The organism is Isoptericola sp. NPDC056573 (assembly GCF_042793335.1).
In the GTDB taxonomy this organism is placed as follows: Bacteria; Actinomycetota; Actinomycetes; order Actinomycetales; family Cellulomonadaceae; genus Isoptericola.
Genome location: NZ_JBHTUY010000002.1, coordinates 77,316 through 101,475, shown reverse-complemented (window position 1 = coordinate 101,475; position 24,160 = coordinate 77,316). Strand labels below are relative to the sequence as shown.

At 73.4% G+C, this 24,160-nt stretch carries 21 protein-coding genes; 17 read left to right on the top strand and 4 right to left on the bottom strand.

The genetic code is table 11. From position 1 onward, the window contains the following. Positions 1–43: 43 nt before the first annotated feature. From ACFQ8E_RS03175 to ACFQ8E_RS03155, 5 genes are all read left to right on the top strand, one after another. On the top strand, positions 44–1,459 hold the full coding sequence (locus tag ACFQ8E_RS03175) for an LVIVD repeat-containing protein (RefSeq protein WP_430549126.1): 1,416 nt from the start codon (positions 44–46) through the stop codon (positions 1,457–1,459). 519 nt (positions 1,460–1,978) lie between these two features. Then, on the top strand, positions 1,979–2,962 hold the full coding sequence (locus tag ACFQ8E_RS03170) for an ABC transporter permease (protein ID WP_430549125.1): 984 nt from the start codon (positions 1,979–1,981) through the stop codon (positions 2,960–2,962). A 15-nt stretch (positions 2,963–2,977) separates the two neighbouring features. After that, positions 2,978–3,913: an ABC transporter permease gene (locus ACFQ8E_RS03165; protein ID WP_430549124.1), complete on the top strand. Its 936-nt coding sequence runs from the start codon at positions 2,978–2,980 to the stop codon at positions 3,911–3,913. After that, the gene (locus ACFQ8E_RS03160) at positions 3,910–6,000 is read left to right on the top strand and encodes a dipeptide ABC transporter ATP-binding protein (protein WP_430549123.1); all 2,091 of its coding nucleotides are present in this window, start codon (positions 3,910–3,912) and stop codon (positions 5,998–6,000) included. Before ACFQ8E_RS03165 ends, ACFQ8E_RS03160 begins: the two co-directional genes overlap by 4 nt. 49 nt (positions 6,001–6,049) lie before the next feature. Next, entirely contained in the window at positions 6,050–7,813 is a 1,764-nt protein-coding gene (locus ACFQ8E_RS03155; RefSeq protein WP_430549122.1) for an ABC transporter family substrate-binding protein, read from the top strand. Between the two features lie 94 nt (positions 7,814–7,907). On the opposite strand, the gene ACFQ8E_RS03150 is transcribed toward ACFQ8E_RS03155, so the two are convergent. Then, the gene (locus ACFQ8E_RS03150) at positions 7,908–8,915 is read right to left on the bottom strand and encodes a DMT family transporter (RefSeq protein ID WP_430549121.1); all 1,008 of its coding nucleotides are present in this window, start codon (positions 8,913–8,915) and stop codon (positions 7,908–7,910) included. Between the two features lie 51 nt (positions 8,916–8,966). Between ACFQ8E_RS03150 and ACFQ8E_RS03145 the strand changes: the two genes are divergently transcribed. Further along, entirely contained in the window at positions 8,967–10,184 is a 1,218-nt protein-coding gene (locus tag ACFQ8E_RS03145; protein ID WP_430549120.1) for a YibE/F family protein, read from the top strand. On the opposite strand, the gene ACFQ8E_RS03140 is transcribed toward ACFQ8E_RS03145, so the two are convergent. Further along, positions 10,185–11,045 carry a hydrolase gene (locus tag ACFQ8E_RS03140; protein WP_430549119.1) on the bottom strand — a complete coding sequence of 287 codons (861 nt, stop codon included), beginning with the start codon at positions 11,043–11,045 and terminating at the stop codon, positions 10,185–10,187. It abuts the gene before it with no gap. Between the two features lie 62 nt (positions 11,046–11,107). Here ACFQ8E_RS03140 and ACFQ8E_RS03135 point away from each other — a divergent pair, with 62 nt between their 5' ends. The 3 genes from ACFQ8E_RS03135 to ACFQ8E_RS03125 all read left to right on the top strand — a co-directional run bounded on the left by ACFQ8E_RS03135 (position 11,108) and on the right by ACFQ8E_RS03125 (position 13,578). Further along, entirely contained in the window at positions 11,108–12,514 is a 1,407-nt protein-coding gene (locus tag ACFQ8E_RS03135) for a sensor histidine kinase (RefSeq protein ID WP_430549118.1), read from the top strand. Between the two features lie 68 nt (positions 12,515–12,582). After that, positions 12,583–13,194 carry a response regulator gene (locus tag ACFQ8E_RS03130; protein ID WP_430549495.1) on the top strand — a complete coding sequence of 204 codons (612 nt, stop codon included), beginning with the start codon at positions 12,583–12,585 and terminating at the stop codon, positions 13,192–13,194. Positions 13,195–13,296: 102 nt separating this feature from the next. Next, positions 13,297–13,578 carry a type IV toxin-antitoxin system AbiEi family antitoxin domain-containing protein gene (locus ACFQ8E_RS03125; RefSeq protein WP_430549117.1) on the top strand — a complete coding sequence of 94 codons (282 nt, stop codon included), beginning with the start codon at positions 13,297–13,299 and terminating at the stop codon, positions 13,576–13,578. 52 nt (positions 13,579–13,630) lie between these two features. Here ACFQ8E_RS03125 and ACFQ8E_RS03120 read toward each other — a convergent pair whose 3' ends face one another. Next, positions 13,631–14,074, bottom strand: a complete 444-nt coding sequence (locus ACFQ8E_RS03120; RefSeq protein WP_430549116.1) for a nitroreductase/quinone reductase family protein — start codon at positions 14,072–14,074, stop codon at positions 13,631–13,633. Between the two features lie 217 nt (positions 14,075–14,291). Here ACFQ8E_RS03120 and ACFQ8E_RS03115 point away from each other — a divergent pair, with 217 nt between their 5' ends. From ACFQ8E_RS03115 to ACFQ8E_RS03085, 7 genes are all read left to right on the top strand, one after another. Beyond that, positions 14,292–15,185, top strand: a complete 894-nt coding sequence (locus tag ACFQ8E_RS03115) for an ABC transporter ATP-binding protein (RefSeq protein ID WP_430549115.1) — start codon at positions 14,292–14,294, stop codon at positions 15,183–15,185. Further along, positions 15,182–16,444 (top strand): ABC transporter permease, encoded by a 1,263-nt coding sequence (locus tag ACFQ8E_RS03110; protein ID WP_430549114.1) that lies wholly within the window; start codon positions 15,182–15,184, stop codon positions 16,442–16,444. The genes ACFQ8E_RS03115 and ACFQ8E_RS03110 overlap by 4 nt, the downstream gene beginning before the upstream one ends. Before the next feature lie 88 nt (positions 16,445–16,532). Further along, positions 16,533–16,733, top strand: coding sequence for a DUF4177 domain-containing protein (locus ACFQ8E_RS03105; RefSeq protein ID WP_430549113.1), 201 nt, complete (start codon positions 16,533–16,535; stop codon positions 16,731–16,733). Between the two features lie 105 nt (positions 16,734–16,838). Further along, positions 16,839–18,173, top strand: coding sequence for a cytochrome ubiquinol oxidase subunit I (locus tag ACFQ8E_RS03100; protein ID WP_430549112.1), 1,335 nt, complete (start codon positions 16,839–16,841; stop codon positions 18,171–18,173). Continuing rightward, positions 18,170–19,156: a cytochrome d ubiquinol oxidase subunit II gene (locus ACFQ8E_RS03095; RefSeq protein ID WP_430549111.1), complete on the top strand. Its 987-nt coding sequence runs from the start codon at positions 18,170–18,172 to the stop codon at positions 19,154–19,156. Before ACFQ8E_RS03100 ends, ACFQ8E_RS03095 begins: the two co-directional genes overlap by 4 nt. Positions 19,157–19,283: 127 nt before the next feature. Next, complete coding sequence (locus ACFQ8E_RS03090; RefSeq protein WP_430549110.1) at positions 19,284–19,496, top strand: hypothetical protein; 213 nt, start codon at positions 19,284–19,286, stop codon at positions 19,494–19,496. Positions 19,497–19,586: 90 nt separating this feature from the next. Next, positions 19,587–21,350: a PQQ-binding-like beta-propeller repeat protein gene (locus ACFQ8E_RS03085; RefSeq protein WP_430549109.1), complete on the top strand. Its 1,764-nt coding sequence runs from the start codon at positions 19,587–19,589 to the stop codon at positions 21,348–21,350. Here ACFQ8E_RS03085 and ACFQ8E_RS03080 read toward each other — a convergent pair. Continuing rightward, positions 21,321–22,034, bottom strand: a complete 714-nt coding sequence (locus tag ACFQ8E_RS03080) for a PadR family transcriptional regulator (RefSeq protein ID WP_430549108.1) — start codon at positions 22,032–22,034, stop codon at positions 21,321–21,323. The two genes, ACFQ8E_RS03085 and ACFQ8E_RS03080, sit on opposite strands and share 30 nt — an antisense overlap. Positions 22,035–22,240: 206 nt before the next feature. Here ACFQ8E_RS03080 and ACFQ8E_RS03075 point away from each other — a divergent pair, with 206 nt between their 5' ends. Next, positions 22,241–24,157: a cation:proton antiporter gene (locus tag ACFQ8E_RS03075; protein WP_430549107.1), complete on the top strand. Its 1,917-nt coding sequence runs from the start codon at positions 22,241–22,243 to the stop codon at positions 24,155–24,157. The last annotated feature ends 3 nt before the right edge of the window (positions 24,158–24,160 follow it).

Sequence of the window (24,160 nt, the reverse complement as noted above, 5' to 3'; positions counted from 1 at the left end):
TGCGCGTCGTCCAACCCTGAGTTCACCGATGAGGAGTGCACGGATGCGGAGTTCACGGACGAGAAGTTCACGGACGAGAGGCGTCGTCGGCGTCGCCCTCTCGTTGACCCTGGTCGCGGGCGCGCTGGGTCTCGCGACCCCCGCATCGGCCGCCGACGCCGCCGAGCCCGACGTCCCGCCCGGCGAGGTGGCGTCGTCGAAGATCGAGCACCTCAGCAACAACCCGAAGAACGGCGCCCTCCAGGGCACCGGCTCGGACATCGCGTTCCAGGGCAAGTACGCCTTCGCGGGCAACTACGACGGGTTCACCGTGTACGACCTCTCCGACCCGGAGGAGCCCGTCCAGGCGCTGCAGGTGTACTGCCCGGGCTCGCAGAACGACATCTCCGTCTACGGCGACGTCCTGGTGCTCTCGACCGACTCGTCGCGCAGCGACGACTCGTGCGCCTCGACGACCCGCCCCGCGACGGAGAAGGACGCCTGGGAGGGCATCAAGGTCTGGGACATCTCCGACCCGCTGGAGCCCGAGTACGTCAAGTCCGTGGAGACGGCCTGCGGCTCCCACACCCACTCCCTGGCGCCGAGCAAGAACGGCAAGGACCTGTACGTCTACGTCTCGTCGTACAGCCCGAGCTCGTCCTACCCGGACTGCCAGCCGCCGCACGACATCATCTCGGTCGTGAAGATCCCGGTGAAGAACCCGGCCGCCGCCACGCTGGTGGGGACGCCGAACCTCTTCCCCGAGGGCGGCTACGAGGGCGACCCGGACCGTCGTGCGTCGGCGACGTCGGGCTGCCACGACATCACCACGTACGTGCAGAAGGACCTCGCCGCCGGCGCGTGCATGGGCGACGGCATCCTCATGGACATCAAGGACCGCGCCCACCCGAAGGTGATCAGCACGGTCCGTGACACCGAGAACTTCGCGTTCTGGCACTCGGCCACCTTCAACAACGACGCGACCAAGGTCGTGTTCACCGACGAGCTCGGCGGCGGCGGGCTGGCGACCTGCACCGGCGAGTACGCCCCGGAGCTCGGTGCCAACGGCATCTACGACATCGAGAAGGACCGGAAGAAGGGCGGGAAGAACGGCACGAAGCTCGTGTTCCAGAGCTACTACAAGATCCCGCGCATCAACGACGCCACCGAGAACTGCGTGGCGCACAACGGCTCGCTGATCCCCGTCAAGGGCAAGGACATCATGGTCCAGTCCTGGTACCAGGGCGGCGTCTCGGTGTTCGACTTCACCAACTCGAAGAAGCCGAAGGAGCTCGCCTGGTTCGACCGCGGCGCGGGCATCTCCAGCGGTGGCACCTGGTCCACCTACTGGTACAACGGCTACGCCTACTCGAACGACCTGGGGATCGGTTTCGACACGTTCGACATCGACGACCGGATCGACGGGAAGGCGAAGACGAACCTCAGGTCGCTGAACCCGCAGATGCAGCAGAAGTTCTGAGTCGCTGAGCCCGGCAGCACTGCCGGGAGCACGACGGCGGCCGGTCCACGCTCGCGTGGGCCGGCCGCCGTCGTGCGCGCACCGGGACCCGTGCCGCTCGGCGCATGGGTGGCCGGGGCGACGATCGTGATCGAATCGATATGTTCACCGGCGCAGAACGCGCCTACCTGCAATTTTATCGGCCTTAGGGTGTGTTCTGCGTCTCATCTCCGGTGCACTGAAGGCCCGGGTGACAAGACGTGAACCGCGGCGAAACACAGCGCGAGTAAGGTCGGCGACTGTTGCACAGGTCCATCGTGAGGCGCCCTGCCAAACCAGCTCGGCCTGCGCTTTCGTCATCATGCGCGCGGCGCGGCCCCTCGGGCACGGCCGCGCGCGTCGTCGGGCCACGAGCCCCCAGTGCACAGGGAAGTCCATGCGCGTCGCTCCTCTCGCCATGCTGACCGGGACCAAGCAACCCGGACGAGGGGGCACACCCGTGCCCGTGCCCGTGCCGACGCGCACCGTCGGTCGCGACTGATGGGCAGGTTCCTCCTGCGACGTTCGGCCAACTACGTCGCGATGCTCTTCGTCGCCGTCTCGGCGACGTACCTGCTGGCCTCGGTCTTCATGGACCCCCGGTCCAACTACCTGTCGCGCAACCCGCGGCCGCCGATGGACTCGATCAACGCGTCCCTCACCGCGGCGAACATCAACGACGAGGACCCGCTGCTGCTGCGGTACTGGCGCTGGCTGACGGACATCGTCCTGCACTGGAACTGGGGCCTGAGCCCCGACCAGGAGCCGGTCGCCAGCGCGGTCGCCACCCGGATCGGTGCGTCGACGCAGCTCGTCACGCTCGCCACCGTGCTCGCGATCGTCATCGGCGTCGCGATCGGCGTGTACACCGCGATCCGCCAGTACAAGTGGCAGGACTGCGTGCTCGGCGGCTTCGCGACCTTCTTCCTCGTGATCCCGACGGCGGTGCTCGCGCTGTTCGTCGTCATCGGCGCGATCTACATCAACGAGGCGGTCGGGTTCCGGCTCTTCTACGTCACCGGGCTGCACAGCTACGAGGGCGACAGTCCATGGCTGTGGCTCCTCGACTTCGCGCAGCACCTCATCCTGCCCACCGTCGTGCTGACGATCATCGGCGCCGTGAGCTACCACCTCACGCAGCGCACCTACCTGCTCGACACGATGAAGGCGGACTACGTGCGGACGGCGCGCGCCAAGGGGCTGCCGCTGAACCTCGCGATCCGCAAGCACGCGCTGCGCACGTCGCTCATCCCGACGGCCGTGAACGTCGCGTTCTCGATCGCGACGGTGTTCACCGGCGCGGTGATCACCGAGACGATCTTCGCGATCAACGGCCTGGGCCGGTACTTCGTCACCACGATCGTCAACAACGACATCAACGGCGCGACCTGCATCGCGGCGTTCGCCGGCGTGTGCACCCTCGTGGGCGCGCTGCTGGCCGACCTCGTCGTCGCGTGGCTCGACCCGCGCATCCGGATCAGCTGAGAGGGGCTGGACACCATGGCTGACTCCGAGCTGACCGTCACGGCCGCCGCCGTCCTCACGGCGGAGGACGAGCAGAGCACCGGGCTGCGGCGCACCGGCCGCTTCACCCTCATCGCCAGGCGCTTCGCGCGCCGGCCGTCCGCCGTCGTCGGGCTGGTCCTGCTGGTGCTGCTCGTCGTGTTCGCGTTCGTGGGCCCGCGCATCGCGCAGTGGGGCTACGACGAGCCCGACTTCCTCGCCCTCGCGCAGGCGCCGTCCGCCGAGCACTGGTTCGGCACGACGACGGGCGGGTCCGACGTCTTCGCGCTCGTCGCCCGCGGCCTCGGCCGCTCCCTCGCCATCGGCATCCTGTCGTCCGTGGCGATCACGGTGATCGCCGCGATCGTCGGCACCACCATCGCCTTCTTCGAGGGCTGGGTGGAGCGCGTCGGCATGTGGGTCCTCGACATGCTGCTCGTGATCCCGTCGTTCCTGCTCATCGCGATGATCGTGCGCTCGTCCTCGGGCGCCAACGGGTGGATCTGGCTCGCGTTCGGCATCACCGTGTTCGGCTGGATCGGGTACGCCCGCGTGCTGCGCACCCTGACGCTGTCGCTGCGCGAGCTCGACTACGTGCACGCGGCGAAGTACATGGGCGTGCGGTCGTTCACGATCATCCGCCGGCACCTCATCCCGAACCTCGGGTCGGTGCTCATCATCCAGACGGTGCTCGGCGTGGTCGCCGCCGTGAACGCCGAGACGGCGCTGTCCTTCCTCGGCCTCGGCATCAAGGCCCCCGACACCTCGCTCGGCACCATCCTCCAGGCCGGGCAGAGCGTCATCCTCACCGCGCCGTGGGTGCTCATCGCGCCGTCGGTCGCGCTGGTGCTGCTCACCTTCTCCGTGCAGCTCATCGGCGACGGGCTGCGCGACGCCATCGATCCGAACTCCCGGTCGGGAGGCCGAGCATGAACCCCGTCCTGAGCGTGCGCGACCTGCAGGTGAGCTTCGCCTCGGAGGCCGGCACCGTCCGCGCCGTCCGCGGCGTGAGCTTCGACCTCCTGCCCGGGCGCACCCTCGGCATCGTGGGCGAGTCCGGGTCGGGCAAGTCCGTGACGTCCCTGTCGGTCATGGGGCTGCTCGACGAGAACGCCCGTGTCGAGGGCTCCATCCGGCTCAAGGGCACCGAGCTGCTCGGCCTGAGCGAGCTCGAGCTCTCGAAGTACCGCGGCAACGACATGGCGATGGTCTTCCAGGACCCGCTGTCGGCCCTGACCCCGGTGTTCTCCATCGGCGACCAGCTCGCCGAGGCGCTCGACCTGCACCAGGACCTGAACCGCAAGCAGGTGCGCGAGCGGTCGGTCGAGCTGCTGGACCTGGTCGGCATCCCCAACCCGGCCGAGCGGCTCAAGGCGTACCCGCACCAGTTCTCGGGCGGCATGCGCCAGCGCGTGATGATCGCGATCGCGATCGCGAACGACCCCGACGTGATCATCGCGGACGAGCCCACCACGGCCCTCGACGTGACGATCCAGGCCCAGGTGCTCGAGGTTCTCAAGAAGGCGCAGCGCGAGACCGGCGCGGCGGTCGTGATGATCACCCACGACCTCGGTGTGGTCGCGGGCGTGGCCGACGACGTCCTCGTCATGTACGCGGGCCGTCCCGTGGAGCAGGCGCCGGTCGACGAGCTGTTCGCCCGTCCCGCCATGCCGTACACGATGGGGCTGCTCGGCGCCGTGCCGCGCCCCGACCGCGGCGAGAACCGTCGGCTCGTGCCGATCCAGGGCAACCCGCCGTCGCTGGTCGACCTGCCCGTCGGCTGCCCGTTCGCCGCGCGCTGCCCGCTGGCGGAGGACCGCTGCCGCACGGCCGAGCCGGACCTGCTGCCCGTGGCCGGCCGGCCCGAGACGCTCGCCGCGTGCGTGCGCGCCGACGAGCTCGCCGAGCAGGGCGTCACGTTCGAGGACGTGTACGAGGTGGCGGAGGCCGCCGAGTCGACTCTCGAGGCCGTGCCGCGCTCCGAGCGCGAGGTCGTGCTCGAGGTCGAGGGCCTCAAGCGGCACTTCCCGCTCACCAAGGGCGGCTTCCTGCGCCGCCGCGTCGGCACCGTCAAGGCGGTGGACGGCGTGACCTTCGACGTGCGCGCCGGCGAGACCGTCGCGCTGGTCGGTGAGTCGGGCTCCGGCAAGACGACGACGCTGCTCGAGATCATGAAGCTCGAGGCGCCGCAGGGCGGCCGGGTGGCCGTGCTCGGCAAGAACCTCGAAGAGCTCTCGCGGTCCGAGCGGTCCGCGCTGCGGCGCGACCTGCAGATCGTGTTCCAGGACCCGATGAGCTCGCTGGACCCGCGCATGCCGGTCTACGACGTGCTCGCGGAGCCGCTCAAGGTGCACGGCTGGTCGCGGCAGAAGGTCAACGCCCGCATCGACGAGCTCATGAAGCTGGTGGGCCTCAACCCCGACCACGTCGACCGGTTCCCGTCGCAGTTCTCCGGCGGCCAGCGCCAGCGCATCGCCATCGCGCGCGCCCTGGCCGTGAGCCCGCGGCTCATCGTGCTCGACGAGCCGGTGTCCGCCCTCGACGTGTCGATCCAGGCCGGCGTCATCAACCTGCTCGAGGACCTGCAGGCCCAGCTCGGCGTCGCGTTCCTCTTCGTCGCGCACGACCTGTCCGTGATCCGGCACATCTCGAGCCGCGTGGCCGTGATGTACCTCGGGCAGGTCGTCGAGTCGGGGGACACCGAGGCGGTCTTCACCGCGCCGCGCCACCCGTACACGCAGGCCCTGCTGTCGGCGGTACCGCTGCCCGACCCGCAGCTCGAGCGCGGGCGCAAGCGGGTGGTGCTCGAGGGCGACCTGCCCAGCCCGGTCGAGGAGATCCCGGGCTGCCGCTTCGCCAGCCGCTGCCCCGTGCGCGCCACGCTGTCGGCCGACGACCAGCACCGCTGCGACACCGTGCTGCCGGTGCTCACCGGCGGCGACGACCAGCTCGCGGCCTGCCACTTCCCGCTGACCATGTCGGCGGGCACCCCAGACGTGCGGGAGACCACCCGCGCCTGACCCGTCCGGGTCATCTACCCGACCGGGTAGACGCTTCTCAAGGAGAATCATGACAACGATCCGCAAGAAGGGCGTCGGTGCGGTCGCTGCTGCCGCGGTGCTCGCGCTCACCCTGGCCGCGTGCGGCTCCGGCGGTGGCGACGACGAGGGCACGGCCCAGGGCAACGGCGACACGTCGATGACGACGCAGCCCGCCGACGGCGTCCCCTCGTCGTACCAGGGCGCGCTGCCCATGCCCGAGGCCGGCAAGGCGTACAACAACCCGCAGGACCGCGAGAACGTCAAGGACGGCGGCACGCTGACGCTGCCGATCGAAGAGGTCACGCCGAACTGGAACGCGTTCTCGGTCGACGGCAACACCCGGTACATGGGCGACTTCTGGAAGCTCTACCAGGCGTCCCTGTGGGACTACGACGTCGCGGGCAACCCGACGCCGAACCCCGACTACCTGTCCAAGGTCGAGGTCACCTCGAAGGACCCGCTGGTCGTCACCTACGACGTCAACCCCAAGGCCACCTGGAACGACGGCACGCCGATCGACTGGACGGCCTTCGAGGCCACCTGGAAGGCGCAGTCGGGCAAGACCAAGGGCTACAACCCGGTCTCGACCACCGGCTACGACCAGGTCAAGTCGGTGGAGAAGGGCAAGGACGACAAGCAGGTCGTCGTCACCTTCGACGCGCCGTTCTTCCCGTACCAGTTCCTGTTCCTGAACCTGATGCACCCGGACAGCCTGGACGTCAAGACCTACACCGAGGGATGGGTGAACGAGCCGCACAACGAGTGGGCCGCCGGTCCGTTCATCGTGGACTCGCAGGACGAGACGCAGGCCACCTTCGTGCCGAACCCCAAGTGGTGGGGCGAGACGCCGAAGCTGGAGAAGATCGTCTTCAAGCAGATGGAGGAGGCCGCCTCCATCAACGCGTTCCAGAACGGTGAGATCGACTCCACCGGCGTGGCCGCGGCCGACCGCCTCAAGGTGGCGCGCGGCATGGACGACGTGCAGATCCTCATCAACTACGCCCTGTCGACCGGCGTGTTCACGCTGAACACCAAGGCCGAGGCGCTGCAGGACATCGCGGTGCGCAAGGCCGTGACGCAGGCGACCGACGTCACCAAGCTCGCCGAGATCGACTTCCAGGGTCTCGGCTGGGAGGAGGACCCGGCCGGGTCCGAGGTGATGTCGCCGATCCAGGACGGCTACGAGAACAACATGCCGGCCGACGCCGCCTACTCGGTGGAGAACGCCAAGGCCACGCTCGAGGGCGCGGGCTACACCCTCAACGAGGGCTCGGGCTACTACGAGAAGGACGGCAAGCCGGTCCACCTCAAGTACACCTTCTTCGGCGACAGCCCGACGCAGACCGCCATGGCGAACGCCGTGCAGGCCATGCTCAAGGCGGCCGGCATCGAGGTCGAGCTCGACAACCAGGACTCGTCGAAGTTCTCGGACACGGTGCTGGGGGGCAAGTACGAGATGCTCATCATGGCCTGGTCGTCCTCCGACCCGTACGGCTACAGCACCTCGGGCTACCAGCTCTACGGCTCCGACTCCGACTCGAACTTCACCTACATCGGGTCGAAGGAGATCGACGAGCTGATGAAGAAGCCGGGCACCATCGAGGACATCCCGCAGGCGGTCGCCGCGTTCAACGAGGCCGAGAAGAAGGCGCTGGAGCAGTACGGCACCTTCCCGATCGACTTCGGTCCGGAGATGACCGCGGTGAAGAAGGGCCTGGCCAACTTCGGCTGGCGCACCTCCGGCTTCCAGGGCCTCGCCCCGCACCCGGAGAACTGGGGCTGGCAGAAGTGACGCACCGCGTCACCCGCTGAGCACCACGCACGCCGACGCCGCCACGACCGCCCTGGTCGTGGCGGCGTCGTCGCGTCCCGGGCCGCTCGGGCGGTCAGCGTCGGCGCAGCGCGCCCTCGAGGAGGGGGACGGCGACGGCGACGAGGGTGAGCGCCGCGCCGACGTACGTCGCGGCGCCGGGCGGCGCGATGGTGGGGGAGAGCACGTCGAGCACGAGCGCGCCCACCACCTGGCCCGCGATCATGCCCAGCCCGAGCAGCAGCACGCCGATGCGCTGCACGACGGCCGCCTGCAGGGCGATGAACGTGACGCCCAGCAGGCCGCCGGAGTAGAGCAGGAGGTCCGGCGGCAGGCCTCCCGCCGGGGCACCGCCGACGGCGAGCGCGACGCCCATGACCACGAGCAGGGCCGCCGTGCCCACGACGAAGCTGACGACGGTCGCCGCGATCACCCCGCCGTCCCCGCCGAGCCGGGCACGGGCGCCCGCCGGGGTCGTGACGCGCACCGCCGACCGCACCCTGCCGTTGAGGGCCTGCTGGAACGACTGCAGCACCCCCGCCACCAGCGGGAACAGCGCGAGGGCGAGCGCCGCCGTGGTCGCCCCCGCGCCGGAGACGACCACCACCGCGACGACGGTCAGCGCCGGGCCGAGCACCCGCCCGAGGGTGACCAGGCGGACGCCGCCGGGGGCGATGCCGACCCGGTCGATGACGAGCGAGCTCACCGACTGCCCGGCCACCAGGGCGACGGTGAAGACCGCCACGCCGAGGACGTCGACGGTCAGGCCCTGCGACATCACGAAGAAGGCCCCGCCGAGCCCGCCGAGGCACTCCCACGGGCGCAGGCCGCCGGTGCGCAGCCCCGTCCCGACGCGGCGCACCGCGGCGCGTCCCGTCGACGAGAACGCCAGGGCGACCAGCAGCAGCACCAGGCCGGAGCTGAACGAGAAGAACGCCGCGACGAACGGGCTGTCCATCGCGGTGGCGAGCGAGCCGTTGACCCGGCTCTGCAGCGCGGCGGCGAGACCGGCGACGATCGCGAGCGCCACCCCGGCCGCCCGTCCCGAGCCGGTGCTGGGCGGGGACGTGGACGGCTGGCTCACCCCGGGAGTGTACGTCCGGGTCACGGCTCGCCCGCGTGTGAGGATCCGCGCATGACGCCCGCCTCGAGGACCGACGTCACCCCCGACCCGACGCCTGCGCACGGCCATGCGCACGGCCATGCGCACGGCGGTGCCGTCGCCCCCGCGCCGCTGCGCACGCGCATCGTGATCGCCTGTCTGGTGCTGCCCGCGATCGTCGCGACGGCGCTCGGCCTGTGGGCGCTGTGGCCGGCGGCGGGGCAGGTCCCCGACCGCATCCCGGTGGTCGTCGACGGGAGCTCGTTCGTCGAGGTGACGGTGACCGGGCCCCCGGGCGAGGACGAGTCCGGCGAGGTGACCCTGCCGATCGAGGTGCCCGACGGGGGCACGTCGCGCATGCAGGTGGACCCGCGGTTCGAGTTCGAGACCGGCGACGGCCTGGTGGCGCTGCACATCGGCGACCTCCAGGGCGAGATCGCCGCCCCCTACGTCTTCATGGAGCACCAACGGACCGTGCCGCTCGGCGTCCTCGCCGCCGCCTACGTCCTCGTCGTCCTGCTCGTGGCGCGGTGGCGGGGGCTCGCCGCGATCGCGGGCCTGGGCGTCGCGTTCGCCGTGTTCCTCGGGTTCACGTTTCCCGCGCTGCTGGCGGGCAAGGACGCGATGGCGGTCGCGCTGGTGACGTCGTCGGCGGTGATGCTGGCGGTGCTCTACCTGGCGCACGGTCTGACCACGCGCACGTCCGTGGCCCTGCTGGGCACGTTGGCCGGCCTGGCGCTCACGGCCGCCATCGGCACGTGGGCGACCTCCGCGTCCCACATCACCGGCGCGACGTCGGAGACCGCCCAGATGCTGCCGTCGATGGCGCCGGGCGTGGACCTGCGGGGGATCGCGCTGTGCGGGCTCGTCCTCGCGGGGATGGGGGTGCTCAACGACGTCACGATCACGCAGGCGTCGGCCGTGTGGGAACTGCGCGCGCTGGCGCCGCTCGCCCCGCGGCGGGCCCTTTTCGCGCGGGCGATGCGGATCGGACGGGACCACATCGCGTCCACCGTGTACACGATCGCGTTCGCCTACGTGGGCGCGGCGCTGCCGCTGCTGCTCACCGTGTGGCTCCTGGACCAGTCGCCGGCGACGGCGCTCACGTCGGGCGAGATCGCGGAGGAGATCGTCCGGACCCTGGTGGGGTCCATCGGGCTCGTCCTCGCCATCCCCATCACGACGGCGATCGCGGCGGTCGTGGTGCCCGGCCCGGCGGCCGGGCCCGCCGTCGAGCCTGCGGCCGGGTGATCAGGTGAGGTGGTCGAAGTCGCCGCGCGCCCAGGCCGCGTGCCGCTCGGCGGAGCGCAGCACGACGTCGCGCGCGTCGGCCGGGATCACCCCGTCGAAGTTGTTGTAGAGCCGGTCGAACGGTCGGCGGGCCACGTGCTCGGCGACGCGCGTCACGACCGTGCCCGACAGCGGGATGCGGTTGGGGTAGCTGCGCATGAAGCTCGCCGTGCGGTCCGGGTTGGCGAAGATCGTGTCGCCCGACAGGAGCACGCCGCGCCCGTCGGCACCGGTCCAGTGCACCACCGCCGAGCCGGGGAAGTGCCCGCCCGGCTGGCTGAGCACGACGCCGGGCAGCACCTCGCGCTCGCCGGACGCGTCCGGCGACCACGTCTCGATCACGGCGTCCGGGCGGGCCACCCAGCCGGCGTCGGCCTCGCTCACCAGGACAGGCACGTCGCGGCCGGTGGCCGCGGCCAGGCGGCGGCTCCACTCCACCTGCACGCCGAACATGTGCGGATGGCTGGCGGCGATCACGACGTCGCCGCCCGCGGCGGCCGACACGACCGCCGCGACGCCCACGTCGTCCACGAAGCCGAGCGGGTCCCACAGCAGCGCGCCCGCGTCGGTGCGCACCACCTTCGCCTGCTGCCCGATGCCCACGTGCGGCGTCGCGTGCAGGGCGAGCAGGTCGGGCTCGAGCTCGGCGACCTCGACGGCGAGGCCCTCGGCCGCGAGCTCGTCCAGGGTGGTCCACGCCTGGCCGGTCACGGGCACCCACTGGCGCTCGTCCGCGCAGATCGCGCAGACCTCCGGTCGGGTGGAGTGCTCGACGGCGCAGGTGCGGCAGATCCAGAAGTCCGCCGACGTGGGGAGGCTCATGGGCCCACACTTCCACCTCCTGGGGGAGGCGCCCACCGCATTCCCCTCTCTAGGCTGACCGGATGCCCCAGCACCGCGCCTCGTGGACCGCGCGCCTCGCCGACTGGTGGGGGATCGACTCGGGGTGGGACCGCGTGCCCGCCGACCCCGCCCGCGCCTACCGCAACGACCTGTGGCTGGGCGCGGCATTCGTCGTCGTCTCCCTCGTGGGCGCCGAGCTCGCCCGCAGCTTCGGGTACTTCGAGGACGAGCAGGCCCCGACCTGGCTGCTCTACCTGCTCGCCGCCCTGGGCGCCGCGCCCCTCATGTGGCGCCGGCGGTTCCCCCTGGTCGTGCTCTCCGTGGTGTACCTGCACTTCCTCGTGGTCGGGCTGACCGTCCCGATGGTGACGATCCTCGTGCCGCTGCAGGTCGTCTACTTCGTCGCGCTGTTCAGCGCGGTCGCGTGGGCGCGCGACCGCCAGGCGATGGCCCTCGTCGTGGGCGCCGCCCTGCTGGCGATGTTCGGGTGGCTGGCCTGGCAGTTCGCCGTCGGGGCCGGCATCGACGGCATCGTCGAGCAGATGGGGCTCGCCGACGAGCGGCCCGGCCTGGTCGACCCGGGGGTGGCGTTCACCGCGTACAACCTGCTCATCAACCTCGCCTACTTCTACGGGGCGGTCGTGGGCGGCCAGCTCATGTGGCACGGCGCGCGCCGGCGCGAGCAGCTCCAGGACCAGGCCGCGACCATCGAGCGCCAGACGGCGGAGCTGCAGCGGCAGGCGGTCGTCACCGAGCGGCTGCGCATCGCCCGCGAGCTGCACGACGTCGTCGCCCACCACGTGTCCGTCATCGGCATCCAGGCCGCCGCCGCCCGGCGGATGCTGGCCGGCGACCCGGCCTCGGCCGCCGCGCCGCTGGCCACCATCGAGGGCGAGTCGCGCGAGGCCGTGGCCCAGATGCGCGGGCTGCTCGGCACGCTGCGCGGGGTCGAGGACGGCGACGGCCCGGGCGACGCGGGCTCGGGCGGCGGGCGCGCGCCGGAGCCCGGGCTGGCCGACGTCCCGTCCCTCGCGGACGACGCCGGGCTCGACGTCGAGGTGCGGGTCGTCGCCGAGCCGGGTGCCGTCGACGCCGTGCCCGCGCCCGTCGGCCTCAGCCTGTACCGCACCGCGCAGGAGGCGCTGAGCAACGTGCGCAAGCACTCCACGGCGCGGTCCGCGCGCGTCGTCGTGCGCGTGGACCGCCGTCCGGCGCGGCGCGACGACCCGTCCGCGGACCGGTTCCCGCACGGCTTCGCCGAGGTGGAGGTGCTCGACGACGGCCGCCCGCGCCCCGGCTCCACGGGGACCGGGCTCGGCCTGGTCGGCGTGCGCGAGCGCGTCGCGACGCACGGCGGGATCGCCGACGTCGGCCCGCGGGCCACCGGCGGCTACCGTGTGCGGGTGCGCCTGCCCTTGCCTCGCTCGACGTCCCCAGACCGCCCGTGACCGGCGCCGACGCGCCCGTGCGGGTGCTGCTGGTCGACGACCAGAAGCTGGTGCGGTCCGGCTTCGCGATGATCCTGGGCGTCGAGGCCGACCTCGAGGTGGTGGGCGAGGCCGCCGACGGCGCGCAGGCGCTGGAGCAGGTGCGCGCGCTGCGCCCCGACGTCGTGCTCATGGACGTCCAGATGGCGGTGATGGACGGCATCGAGGCGACCCGCCGCATCGTCGCGGACGACCTCGCCAAGGTGCTCGTGCTCACGACGTTCGACGACGACGCCTACGTGGACGACGCCCTGCGCGCCGGCGCGTCCGGCTTCCTGCTGAAGAACTCCGACGCCGACCGGCTGGTGGACGCCGTCCGCACCGTCGCCGCCGGGCACGCGCTGCTCGCGCCGGAGGTCACGAAGCGCGTCATCGCCCGGATGGTCGAGGGGACGGGCGGCGGACGGGCGCGCCCGCCGGCCGTCGGGTCGTCGCGGCCGGACGCCGCCCTGGACCTCCTCACCCCGCGGGAGCGGGAGGTCCTGGTGCTCGTGGGCCAGGGGCTGTCGAACGCCGAGATCGCCGGCGAGCTGTTCCTCGGCGAGGCCACCGTCAAGACCCACGTCTCCAACGTGCTGGCCAAGCTGCACCTGCGCGACCGCGTGCAGGCCGTCGTCTACTACCACCGCGCCCTGACGTAATACCTGGTGACGGTTACCGCTGCTGAACCGTCACCGGGTGCTACGTCGAGGAACTGTGGATGACGCCGCCTGCCTGCCGCCCGGCTCGGCTTGGCTGGTGCGATGCCCCGCCGGATCGTGGTCCCCTCGTCGCTCGGCCGGCTCGCCGCGCTCCAGGAGGGCCTGGTGTCCGTCGCACAGTGCCGCGAGCACGGTCTGACGGACCAGCAGGTCGCTGCGCTCGTCCGGCAGGGGCGATGGCGGCGCGCGATGCTCGGCGTCCTCGACACCGGCATCCCCTCGGTACGGGGCGTCGTGGTCACGGACGTCGGGCAGCTGCTCGATCACGAAGGGTGGAGGCCTCGACCGTGGCCTGCCAGCACCCCCTTGGTGCTGTCGACGTAGTACCTGGTGACGATTCGCGGTGCGGAACCGTCACCAGGTACTACGTCGAGGGTCACCCGCGCGGGGTCAGCCGGATGACGGGCAGCTCGCGGTCCGTCCGGGCCTGGTACCCGGCGAAACCGGGGGACGTGGTCGTGACCGTCCGCCAGGCGGCGGCGCGCTCGGCCCCGTGCAGCTCCTCGGCGACGACGGGCACGGTCCGCCCGCCAGTCGTGACGGTCGCACGGTCGGGGTGGGCCGCGAGGTTGAGGTACCAGGCGGGGTTCGCCCGTGCGCCGGCGGCGGACGCGACGACGATCCAGCTGCCGTCGCCGCCCGGGAAGCCGCCGACGGGGGTGGACCGCTCCTGGCCGGTCCTCCGGCCGATCGTCGTCAGGGCGAGCAGGTCGCCGGTGGCCCGGCCCGCGCGCCGCGCCGCCCGCCGGTTCCTGCCGGCGAGGAAGCGGCCGCGGGGCTGACGGGCGCCGCGGGTGCCCTGCGGGTTCGTGAACGTCATCGTGCTCTCCTTCGTCGGGGCGCCGGGTGCTCGCCGGTGGATCGTGCGTCCCGCTGCACGGTGCCAGGGCTCCGCGCCGACCGGTACCGACCGCCGTCGACCGCCGCGCGACGAAAGTCGGGGGTGCGCGGACGCGCCGGTCCGCCCCGCGGGGGAGGCGCGGATCTCCGCCGCCGGGCGGATCCGTCCCGGGCCCGCGTTCCGTAGCGTCGTCGTCATGGACAACGACTTCCTCGAGGTCCGGGGCCTGACCCGGACGTTCGGCGACCTCACGGCCGTCGACGACGTCTCGTTCGCGGCCCCGGCCGGGCTGCTCACCGGGTTCGTCGGCGGCAACGGCGCCGGCAAGACGACGACCATGCGGATGATCATGGGCGTCCTGGCGCCCACGGCCGGCGAGGTGCGGTTCGGCGGCGACCCGGTCACGCGCGCGGACCGCCGCGCGTTCGGGTACATGCCGGAGGAGCGTGGCCTCTACCCGAAGCAGCCGGTGCTCGACCAGCTCGTCTACCTGGCCCGCCTGCGCGGCATCGCGGCCCCGCGGGCCCGCGCGGAGGTGCTCGACATGCTCGACCGGCTCGGCCTGGCCGGCCGGTCCAAGGAGCACGTCGAGAAGCTCTCGCTCGGCAACCAGCAGCGCGTGCAGATCGTCGCTGCGCTGATGGGCACGCCGCGGCTGCTGGTGCTCGACGAGCCGTTCAGCGGCCTCGACCCGGCCGCCGTCGACGGCATGGTCGACCTGCTCGCCGAGCACACCGCCCGGGGCGTGCCCGTGCTGTTCAGCTCGCACCAGCTCGACCTCGTGGAGCGGCTGTGCGAGCGGCTCGTCATCCTCAAGTCCGGTCGCGTCATGGCGGACGGCGCGCCGGCGGACCTGCAGCGGACCGGTGCGCTGCGCCACCGCCTCGTCGCGGGCGGCGACGCCGGCTGGGTGCGCGGCGTCCCCGGCGTGCACGCGGTCGACGTCGACGGGTCCGTCGCGCTCCTCGAGGTGGCCGACGACGCGGCGCTGCAGCGCCTGCTCGCCACCGGTCTCGAGCGCGGCGGCGTCCGCGAGCTCACCCCTGTCCGGCCCACGCTGGCCCAGATCTACCGCGAGGTGACGGCATGACCACCACCACCCCCACCCGCCCGGACACGCAGGGCACCCTCGACCGGACCGGCGAGGAGAGCACGCGCGGTGCGTGGCTCGTCGTGATGAAGCGCGAGATCGTGGTGCGCGCGCTCAACAAGACGTTCCTCGTGGGGCTGCTCGTCTCGGTCGCGATCATCGCCGCGCTGGCGGGGTTCATGGCCTGGCAGGGCAGCAAGACGGAGAGCTTCACGGTGGCCGTCGTGGCCGGGGACGCCGCCGCGACGGCGTCCGTCGAGTCCGCGGCCGCGATCCCCGAGGAGCAGGGCGGGGGCGCCGAGCTCACGACCCTCGAGGTGCCCGACGACGAGGCCGCCCGCGCGGCGCTCGCGGACGGCGACGCGGACGCCTGGCTGCACCCCGCCGACGGGAGCGACGCCGGGTCGACGGACGACGGCTGGGTGCTCACCGGCCAGGCGGCCCCCGACAGCACGCTGACCCGCCTGCTCACGGCCGGCGTGGCCGCCCAGGCGCTCGACGCCAACGCGCAGGCGGCCGGCACCACCGCCGCCGAGCTCACCGCGGGCGGCACCCTGACCACCGACCGGGTCGACGGCGACGCCGTGGACTCGCAGACGCTGTTCTTCGCGTCGTTCGCCCTCGCCCTGCTGTTCTTCATCGGGGCGCTCGGCTCCGGGCAGATGATCGCGGGCAGCGTGGTGGAGGAGAAGCAGTCGCGCCTGGTGGAGATCATGGCCACCGCCGTGCCGCTGCGGCACCTGCTGGCAGGCAAGATCCTCGGCAGCTCGGTCGTGGCCCTGGCGCAGAACGTCGTGTTCGCGGCCGTCGGCCTCGCCGCGCTGTCGTTCACACCGACGGCGTCGATCCTGCCGTCGCTGTCGACGTCGCTGGTCTGGTTCGTGCTCTTCTTCGCCGTCGGCTTCCTCGGCCTCGCGGCCCTGTACGCCGTGGCGGGAGCGCTCGCGTCGCGCACCGAGGACCTGCAGCACACCACCACCCCGATGACGATGGCGATCATGGGCGTGTACTTCCTGACGTTCTCCGCCAGCGGCACCTTCGAGACGGTCCTGTCGTACGTCCCGGTGGCGAACGTCGTCTCGATGCCCGTGCGCGTGCTGTCCGGCGACGCCGCCTGGTGGGAGCCGGTCGTGTCGCTGCTGATCCTCGCCGCGTTCGCCGTCGTCGCCCTGCTCGTGAGCGAGCGGGCCTACCGCGGGGCGCTGCTGCAGACCGGCGGCCGCATCGGGTGGCGGAGCGCCCTGGCGGCGCGCGCCTGACCGACGGGCGCACCGTCCCACCGACAGCACCGACAGCACCGACAGCACCGACAGCACCGACAGCACCGATCAGCGAGGGAGACCGACCATGACCGCACCGACCACCGCGTGGGAGCACAAGGTGCTCACCTACAAGCTCGCGATGCGCGGCTTCGACTACGCCCAGATGGAGCGTGACCTCAACGACCTCGGCCGGGACGGCTGGGAGGCCGTGGGGACCCTGTCGCCGAGCTACGGGGCCGGCCAGGCCATCGAGGTCGTGGTCGTCGTCAAGCGCCCTGCCGCCTGACGCCGCCCGCGGGGTAGGGGAGTCCCCCGAAATCGCTCAGGGTTGTCCCCCGAAGGTCCCGAAAACCCTGGGGCCGCGGGGTTCGGGCGCCCTAGCGTCAGCCGCATGACCGCCGTCGACGCCGCCCGCCTGCAGTTCGCGCTGCTCGCCGGGACGCACTTCCTCTTCGTCCTGGTGACGCTGGGGCTCGGGCCCGTCGTGGCGATCCTGCAGACCCGGTGGGCGGCGGCCCGCGACGCCGGGCGGGCGGCGACGCTCGAGACCGCCACCCGGTTCTGGGGCCAGCTCTACCTGGTCAACTACGCGCTGGGCATCGCCGCCGGCATCGTCATGGAACTGCAGCTCGGCCTGCACTTCCCGGGCCTGCTCGACGTGGCCGGCGGCGTGTTCGGCGCCCCGCTGGTGATCGAGACGATGGCGGCGTTCTTCCTGGAGTCCACGTTCCTCGGGCTGTGGGTGTTCGGGTGGCACGTGCTGCCGCGCCGGGCGCACACCGCGGCGTTCTGGGCGGTCGTCGTCACCGGCTACCTCTCGGCGTTCACCGTGATGGTGGCGAACGGCTTCCTGCGGAACCCGGTCGGCTTCGAGCTGGTGGACGGCGTGGCCCGCGTCACCGACGTGGCGGCCCTGGTCACCAACCCGGCGGCGCTGCTGTCGGCGCTGCACGTGGTGGGGGCGTGCCTCATGGCGGGGGCGTTCCTGCTGGTCGGGGTCAGCGCGTGGCACCTGCGCCGGGCGCCGTCGCGGCTGCCCGGCGTGGTCGCGGCCGGCCTCCCGGGCGCCGTGATGTCGCCGGAGAACGACGTGTGGCGTCGCTCGATGCGGATCGGGCTGGTCACCGGCACGGTCGGCGCGTTCGTCGCGACCTCCTTCGGGTACGCGCAGTTCGAGTACCTGCAGGACGTGCCGGGCGGCGACCCGCCGGTCGTGGGCATCGCGTACGCGGTGATGCAGGGCGTCGCCGGCCTGGCGTTCGTCGTCGGGTGCGTGCTGCTGCTCCTGCTGCCCGGCAACGTGCTGTTCCGCCTGTGGCGGCCGCTGCGCAGCGGCCTCTACGGCACGCTCACCGTGCTGCTGCCGGTGCCGTTCCTCACGGCGCTGCTCGGCTGGGCGGCCCGCGAGATCGGCCGCCAGCCCTGGGCGATCGCGGGCGTGCTGCGCACCGAGGACGCCGTGTCCGACGCGTCCGCGGCGGCGGTGATCACGTCCCTCGTGGTCCTCGTCGGCGTGATGGTCACCCTCGCCGTCGTGGACTGGTCCGTCATGGCGCGCCTCGCCCGCCGCGGCACGACGCGCCTCGCCCTCGGCGCCCCGCCGGCCGACGTCCTGCGCGACGCCGACGAGGAGCCCGACGGCGATCCCGGCGGCGGGCCCGGCGCCCGGGCCGAGGACCGCACCGAGGACCGCACCGAGCTCCTCACCTTCGGAGGCACGCGATGAACGCCCTCGGCTGGGGCCTCCTGCTCGCCGCCCTGCTCGCCGGCTGGGCCGCGCTCGACGGCGCCGTCCAGGGCGGCGTGCCGCTGGTGCGCGCGCTCGGCGGCCGCGACGACGCCCGCCGCCGCACGGTGCTGGCCACGGTCGCGCCGTTCCTCCTGCTGGGAGAGGTGTGGCTCGTCGCCGCGGCGGGCGTGCTGCTCGCCGCGTTCGGGCACGTCGAGGCGGCGCTCTGGGCCGCCGGGTACCCCGTCGTGGTGGCGCTGCTGGTGGCCTGGGTGGTCCGCGACGCCGCGCTCTGGCTGCGCAGCCGCCTGCCGTCGCCGGGCTGGCGGCGGGGGTGGGACGTCGTCGGCCAGGCCGCGAGCCTCGCGCTCCCGGCGGCGTTCGGCGCGCTGGCGGGGGTCGCCTGGGTGCGCTTCTCGGTGGTGGGGGCGCAGGCCGACGGCGGCTCCGGCGCGGCGCAGGCGCTCGCGCTCGGGCTGCCGGTGCTGACGGCAGGGCTCGCTGTCGCGACGACGCGGGTGCACGGCGCGCTCGTCGTCGCGGGCCGGGCGCCCGAGGCGGTGGCGCGGGAGGCGCGCCGCCGCGTGCGCCGCGCCCTCGTGCCGGCGGCCGCGCTCGCCACGCTGGCGGCGCTCGGCGCGCTCGCGGTCGCCGCCCTCGGGACGGCGTCGGCCCTGGTGGCGGCCGTGCTGCTCGTCGCGGTGGCAGGCGTGGCGCTCGCGGCCCGGTTCGACCTGGACCGCGGCGTGCACCGGACCGGCGTCGTGCGCGCCTCCGGCCCGCTGCTCGCCGTCGCGCCGGTCGCGGCGACGGCAGCCGTCGTCGGGCCCGCGGCGCTCGCGCTCGCCGCGCCCGCGGCGGTGCTGCACGGGCTGACGTGGCCCGTCCTCGGGGCGTTCGCCGCCGTCCTCGCGGCGCAGGCCGTGAGCTGGCGCGTGCTGGTGCGCCCGCTCGGGCCGCGCACCGCGGTCTTCCTCTGAGCGTCGCCGCCGAGCGCTTCCTCCGAGCGCAGTCCTGACGCGGTCGTGACGCCAGGGCAACACCGCGGAAACGGGCGGCGCGCAGCATGAGAGGAGCGGCCGCCCGGGCCGCGCGAAGGAGGCCCCCATGGCTGTCACGATGCCCGTCCCCACGCCCGTCCCGGCCCCGTCGCGGGCGGTCCTGCCCTCGCCGCACTCCGCGACCGCCCCCGGAGCGGGCCGTCGCGCCAACCCCGGCGACCGCCTCACGGTCGACCCCGACGACCGCCGTCGGCGCGCCCGCACCGCGCTGCTGGAGCTGGCTGTCGCACGCTCCGTCGAACGCCGCCGGACGGTCTGAACGGTGCTCCGGGCGGGGGCCTGAGCAGGGCCTGCGCAGCGGGGTCGCGCACGGGTCGCCGGGCGCGGGGGCCAGGCTTAGGTTCGAGAGGTGGCCCGACGACGCGGCGCCCGCCCGGACGCCTACACGTTCGACCTCGACGTGGACGGCGTGGCGCCGGACGACGCCGAGGACGGCGCAGCCGCGCCGGTCGTCCGAGCCACCCGGAGCGCCGGGCCCAGGAGCCCGCTCCTCATCGACCTCGACCCGGACGACGTCGACGACGGTCTCGACGAGCCCCCACCGCCGTCCGGCGCCGTCGCGGAGCCGCTCACGTGGCGCCGTGCGCTGGGCCGCGCGCGCGACGCCCTGCGTGGCCGCCGGCTGGTGGTCGCGGTGGTGGTCGTCGCGGCGGTGCTCGCGGTGATGGTCGTCGACACGGTGGGCGACCGGGGCCGTCTCGCCGCGCTGCGCGCCGCGCCCGGCGGCGTGCTGGACCTGAGCGCCGAGCCGCGCGAGGTGTGGCGGGTCGAGGCGGAGGGCAGCGTGCCGGGCGGGCTCATGGCGGTGGCCGGCGGGCTGGTGGTGGCGCAGCACCGGGACGCGCTCTTCGGCCTGGACGTCGAGACGGGCGAGCGGCGCTGGCGGGTGGGGCTCCCGCCCGGCGCGAGCTCGTGCGGGCCGGGGATGCAGGTGTGGTCGGGCGGCGCCGAGACGGACACCGCGGACCGGATCGTGTGCGTGACGGCGACGCTCTCCGACGGCGGTGCCTCGGAGGGCGACATGGTGCGGCGCAGCACGGTGACCGTGATCGCCGCCGACGGCACCGTGGAGGGCACGCGGGAGGTGGAGGGGTCCCCGGCCGAGCTGTACCCGGGCGGCGACGGCTCGCTGGTCTCCGTCGAGTGGGTGGGCGACGCGTCGCCCGTGGACCCGCGGGTCGCCGACGACGTCGTGGCCGGCACCGCCGACGCGGGGGACATCGCGGACGGCTACGACCTGCGGGTCCGGGTCGAGGACGCGGTCACGGGGGAACGGCGCTGGCAGCAGACGGTCCCGTTCGACGGGGCGGTGGACCCGTCGCTGTGCGTGCGGTGGTCGGACGACGGCACGACGTCCGGGGTGGACCTGCGCGGCGGCGTCCAGACGGTGGTCACCGACCGCCTGCTGTGGCTCGGCGGGTGCGGCATCGACGCGTGGTTCACTCCCGACGGCGCCCGCCTGGACCGGTCCGCGGACCCCGGGACGTTCGAGGGGTTCTCCGTGGAGTCGCTGACCGGGGGCGGCTACGTGGTGCGGACGGACGCCGACGCCCTGCGCGCCGACAGCCCCACCGCGACCGACCGCATCCTGCGCGACGACGGCAGCGAGGTGCGCGAGGTGCGCGGGCGGTACCTCGTGCCGCTGAGCACGGACGGCGGCGGCGACGGCGTGCACCTCGCGCGCCGCGGCGAGGCGACCGTGGCGACCTCCGACGACGGGACGGAGCTCTGGCGGACCGACGTCCGCAGCACCACCGTGCTGGTGCGGACCGCGCAGGTGGCGGTGGTGGTCGACGAGGGCCGGCGCGTGTACGGCGTGGACCTCGGCACGGGGGACGTGCTGTGGGTGCGGCCCGACCTCGTGGACGGGCTCGACGCGATGGGGGCGTACGGGCCGCGGTTCGTCGACGCGGCGTTCACCGACGGACGGCTGGCCGCGTTCGTGGTGCCGGACTACGCCCGAGGCGACGTCGTGCACTGGGTAGCGCTCGACGCCACCTCGGGTCGTCAGCTGTGGCAGGTCGAGCTCGGCGGCGACGGCTGGGGGGTCCAGCTCGCGGTCGCCGGCCGGCTCGTCCGCTGGTCACCGACCGAGATCGTCGGCCTCGGCTGACGGGTCGTCGTCGGCGTCGACGTCGGGGGCGGTGTCGTCCGCGAGCACGAGGTAGACCTCGCGCCGCGCCTTGTCGAGCACCGCGGCCGCGGCCTCGGCCTGCGCCCGGGTGCCCGCGCGGGCGACCTGCTCGACGGCGCCGCCCAGGGCGCGCATCGCGTGGTGCAGCTCGTGGCCCTGGCGCCGCGGGTCCTCCGCGACCTTCTGCCACGGGGTGCCGAGCTCCTCGCGGTGCTCCTCGACGTAGGCGCGGCCGGTGTCGGTGAGCGACGCGAGACGGCGCCCGCCGTCGTCCGCCACCGCGACGAGGCCCTCGTCCTGGAGCTGGGAGATGGCCGGGTAGACGGCGCCCGGGCTGGGGCGCCAGCGACCGTCGGTGCGCTCGGCGAGCTCGGTGATCACCTGGTAGCCGTGCATGGGCTGCTCGGCGAGCAGCAGCAGCAGGGCGGCGCGGATCTCACCGCGTCCGGCCCGGCGGCCGCCGCCCCGGTGGCCGCGCGGGCCGAAGCCGGGGCCGAAGCCCGGGCCGGGAGGGAACCCGGGGCCGAAGCCGCCGGGGCCGGGGAAGTCGCCCCGCCGGCGGCGGTCGCCGCGCGGGCCGGGCTGACGGTCGAAGGGGTGCCGGTCGAAGGACCGGGGGTCGTAGGTGCGGGGGTCGAAAGAGCTGTCTCGGGGGGTACGCATGAGCGGTGTCCTCACTGGTTCGGGATGGATGGTCGGTGTCGCCCGGGGAGCGCCGGCGGCGCCTCGACCTCGGGCGGCGACGTATCTAAGATAGGACGCGATATATCTTTAACGCAAGCCCCGATGCGGTGTGACGTGAGTCACTCCGATACCGGTTCGGTGACGGGCCCAGGAGAACGCGCGGAGGTGCGCCTACGTTGTTCGGCATGGAGGTGCTACTCGTCGCGGTGCTCGCGGCGGTCGTCGTCATCGCCGTCACCGCGCTGGCGCCCCGGGCCGGGGTCGCCGCACCGCTGGTCCTGGTGCTGATCGGCGTCGCCGTGAGCTTCGTCCCCGCCGTCGCGGCCATCGAGATCGATCCCGAGATCATCCTCGTCGGCGTGCTGCCCGCGCTGCTCTACGCCTCGGCGGCCTCGTTCCCCTCGATGGACTTCCGGCGCGACTTCACGGCGATCGGCGGGATGGCCGTGCTGCTCGTCGTCATCACCGCGGTGCTGCTCGGGTTCGTGTTCTCGTGGGTCATCCCCGGCATCGACCTCGCCGCGGGCATCGCGCTGGGCGCCATCGTCAGCCCCACGGACGCGGTCGCGACATCGATCATCAAGAAGCTCGGGGCGCCGCAGCGCGTCGTCGTGATGCTCGAGGGCGAGGGGCTGCTCAACGACGCGACGTCCCTGGTGCTGCTGCGGTCCGCGATCGCCGCGACGGCCGCGAGCGTCAGCCTGTGGGGGGTGGTCGGCAGCTTCTTCAAGGCCGTGCTGCTCGCCGTCCTCATCGGCGTGATCGTCGGCCGGCTCGGCCTGTGGGCGCGCGAGCACCTGCGGCACGCCGCGCTGTCCACCGCGGTGTCGTTCGTCGTGCCGTTCGTGGCGTACCTGCCCGCCGAGGAGTTGGACGCGTCGGGCATCGTCGCCGCCGTCGCGGCCGGCCTCGTCACCAGCACGCTCTCGGCGCGGCACCTCAGTCCCCAGGACCGGGTGGCCGAACGGATGAACTGGCGCACCATCGAGACCCTGCTCGAGGGCGGGCTGTTCCTCGCCATGGGCCTGGAGGTGTTCGGCCTCGTCCAGGACGTCCGCGAGGCGCACGGGTCGCTGTGGACGGCGGTCGGCGTCGCGGCGCTCGCGGCGGTCGTCGTCATCGCGCTGCGCGCGCTGTTCGTGCTGCCACTGCTGCGCTACCTCGCGGCCCGGCGCCGGCGCGCGGAGCAGGTCCGGGAGACGCTCGACCGGATGGAGCAGCGGGTCTCCGCGAAGCTCGACGAGTTCACCGACCCGCACGGGATCATCACGCCCGACGCCGCGAAGGCGCTCTCGGCCGTGTGGACGCAGGGCGACCAGCGCGTGTGGGAGGCCGGCAACCCGCGCCGCCAGGTCCGGCGGGTGCAGCGCCGTGTGCAGCTCGAGGCGGAGAAGCGACGTACCGCGGCTGCGGGCGGGCTGTCCGACGACCAGAAGGAGCGGATCCGGCAGCGACGGATGGACCGGATCGCCGAGTTCCGCAAGCGGTTCACCCGCCGGATCGCCGACGTCGACTACCTGCTCGCCGCCCCGCTCGGGCCGAAGGAGGGCGTGGTCATCGTGTGGGCCGGCATGCGCGGCGTCGTGACGCTCGCGGCGGCGCAGACCCTGCCCAGGGAGGACTTCCCGCAGCGGTCCCTGCTGGTGCTCATCGCGTTCGGCGTCGCGGCGGGCACCCTGCTGGTGCAGGGCGGCACGCTGCCGTGGGTGGTGCGACGGCTGGGGCTGGCGGGCGTCACGTCGTCGCGGTTCGACGAGGGCACGCAGGGGCTGCGCGAGATCGTCGACGGCACCGCCCGCGATCTGCTCGACGACCCGGGGCTGCGCCGCAAGGACGGCACCCCGTACGCGCCGTACGTCGTGGATCGCGTACGGACCGTCGTCGTGCGCGAGCAGGCCGACCAGGACGAGGAGGAGGCGACGCCCGAGGAGCTGTCCACCCAGTTCTTCGAGCTGCGCCTCGCGACCATCGCCGCGCAGCGCAAGGCCCTGCTCGAGGCCCGAGCCCTGGGCACGTTCGACTCGGACCTGCTGAGCAGGGCCCTGGACCAGCTCGACGCCGACCAGATCGCCGTCGAGATGCGCGGGCACCTCGACGGCTGACCC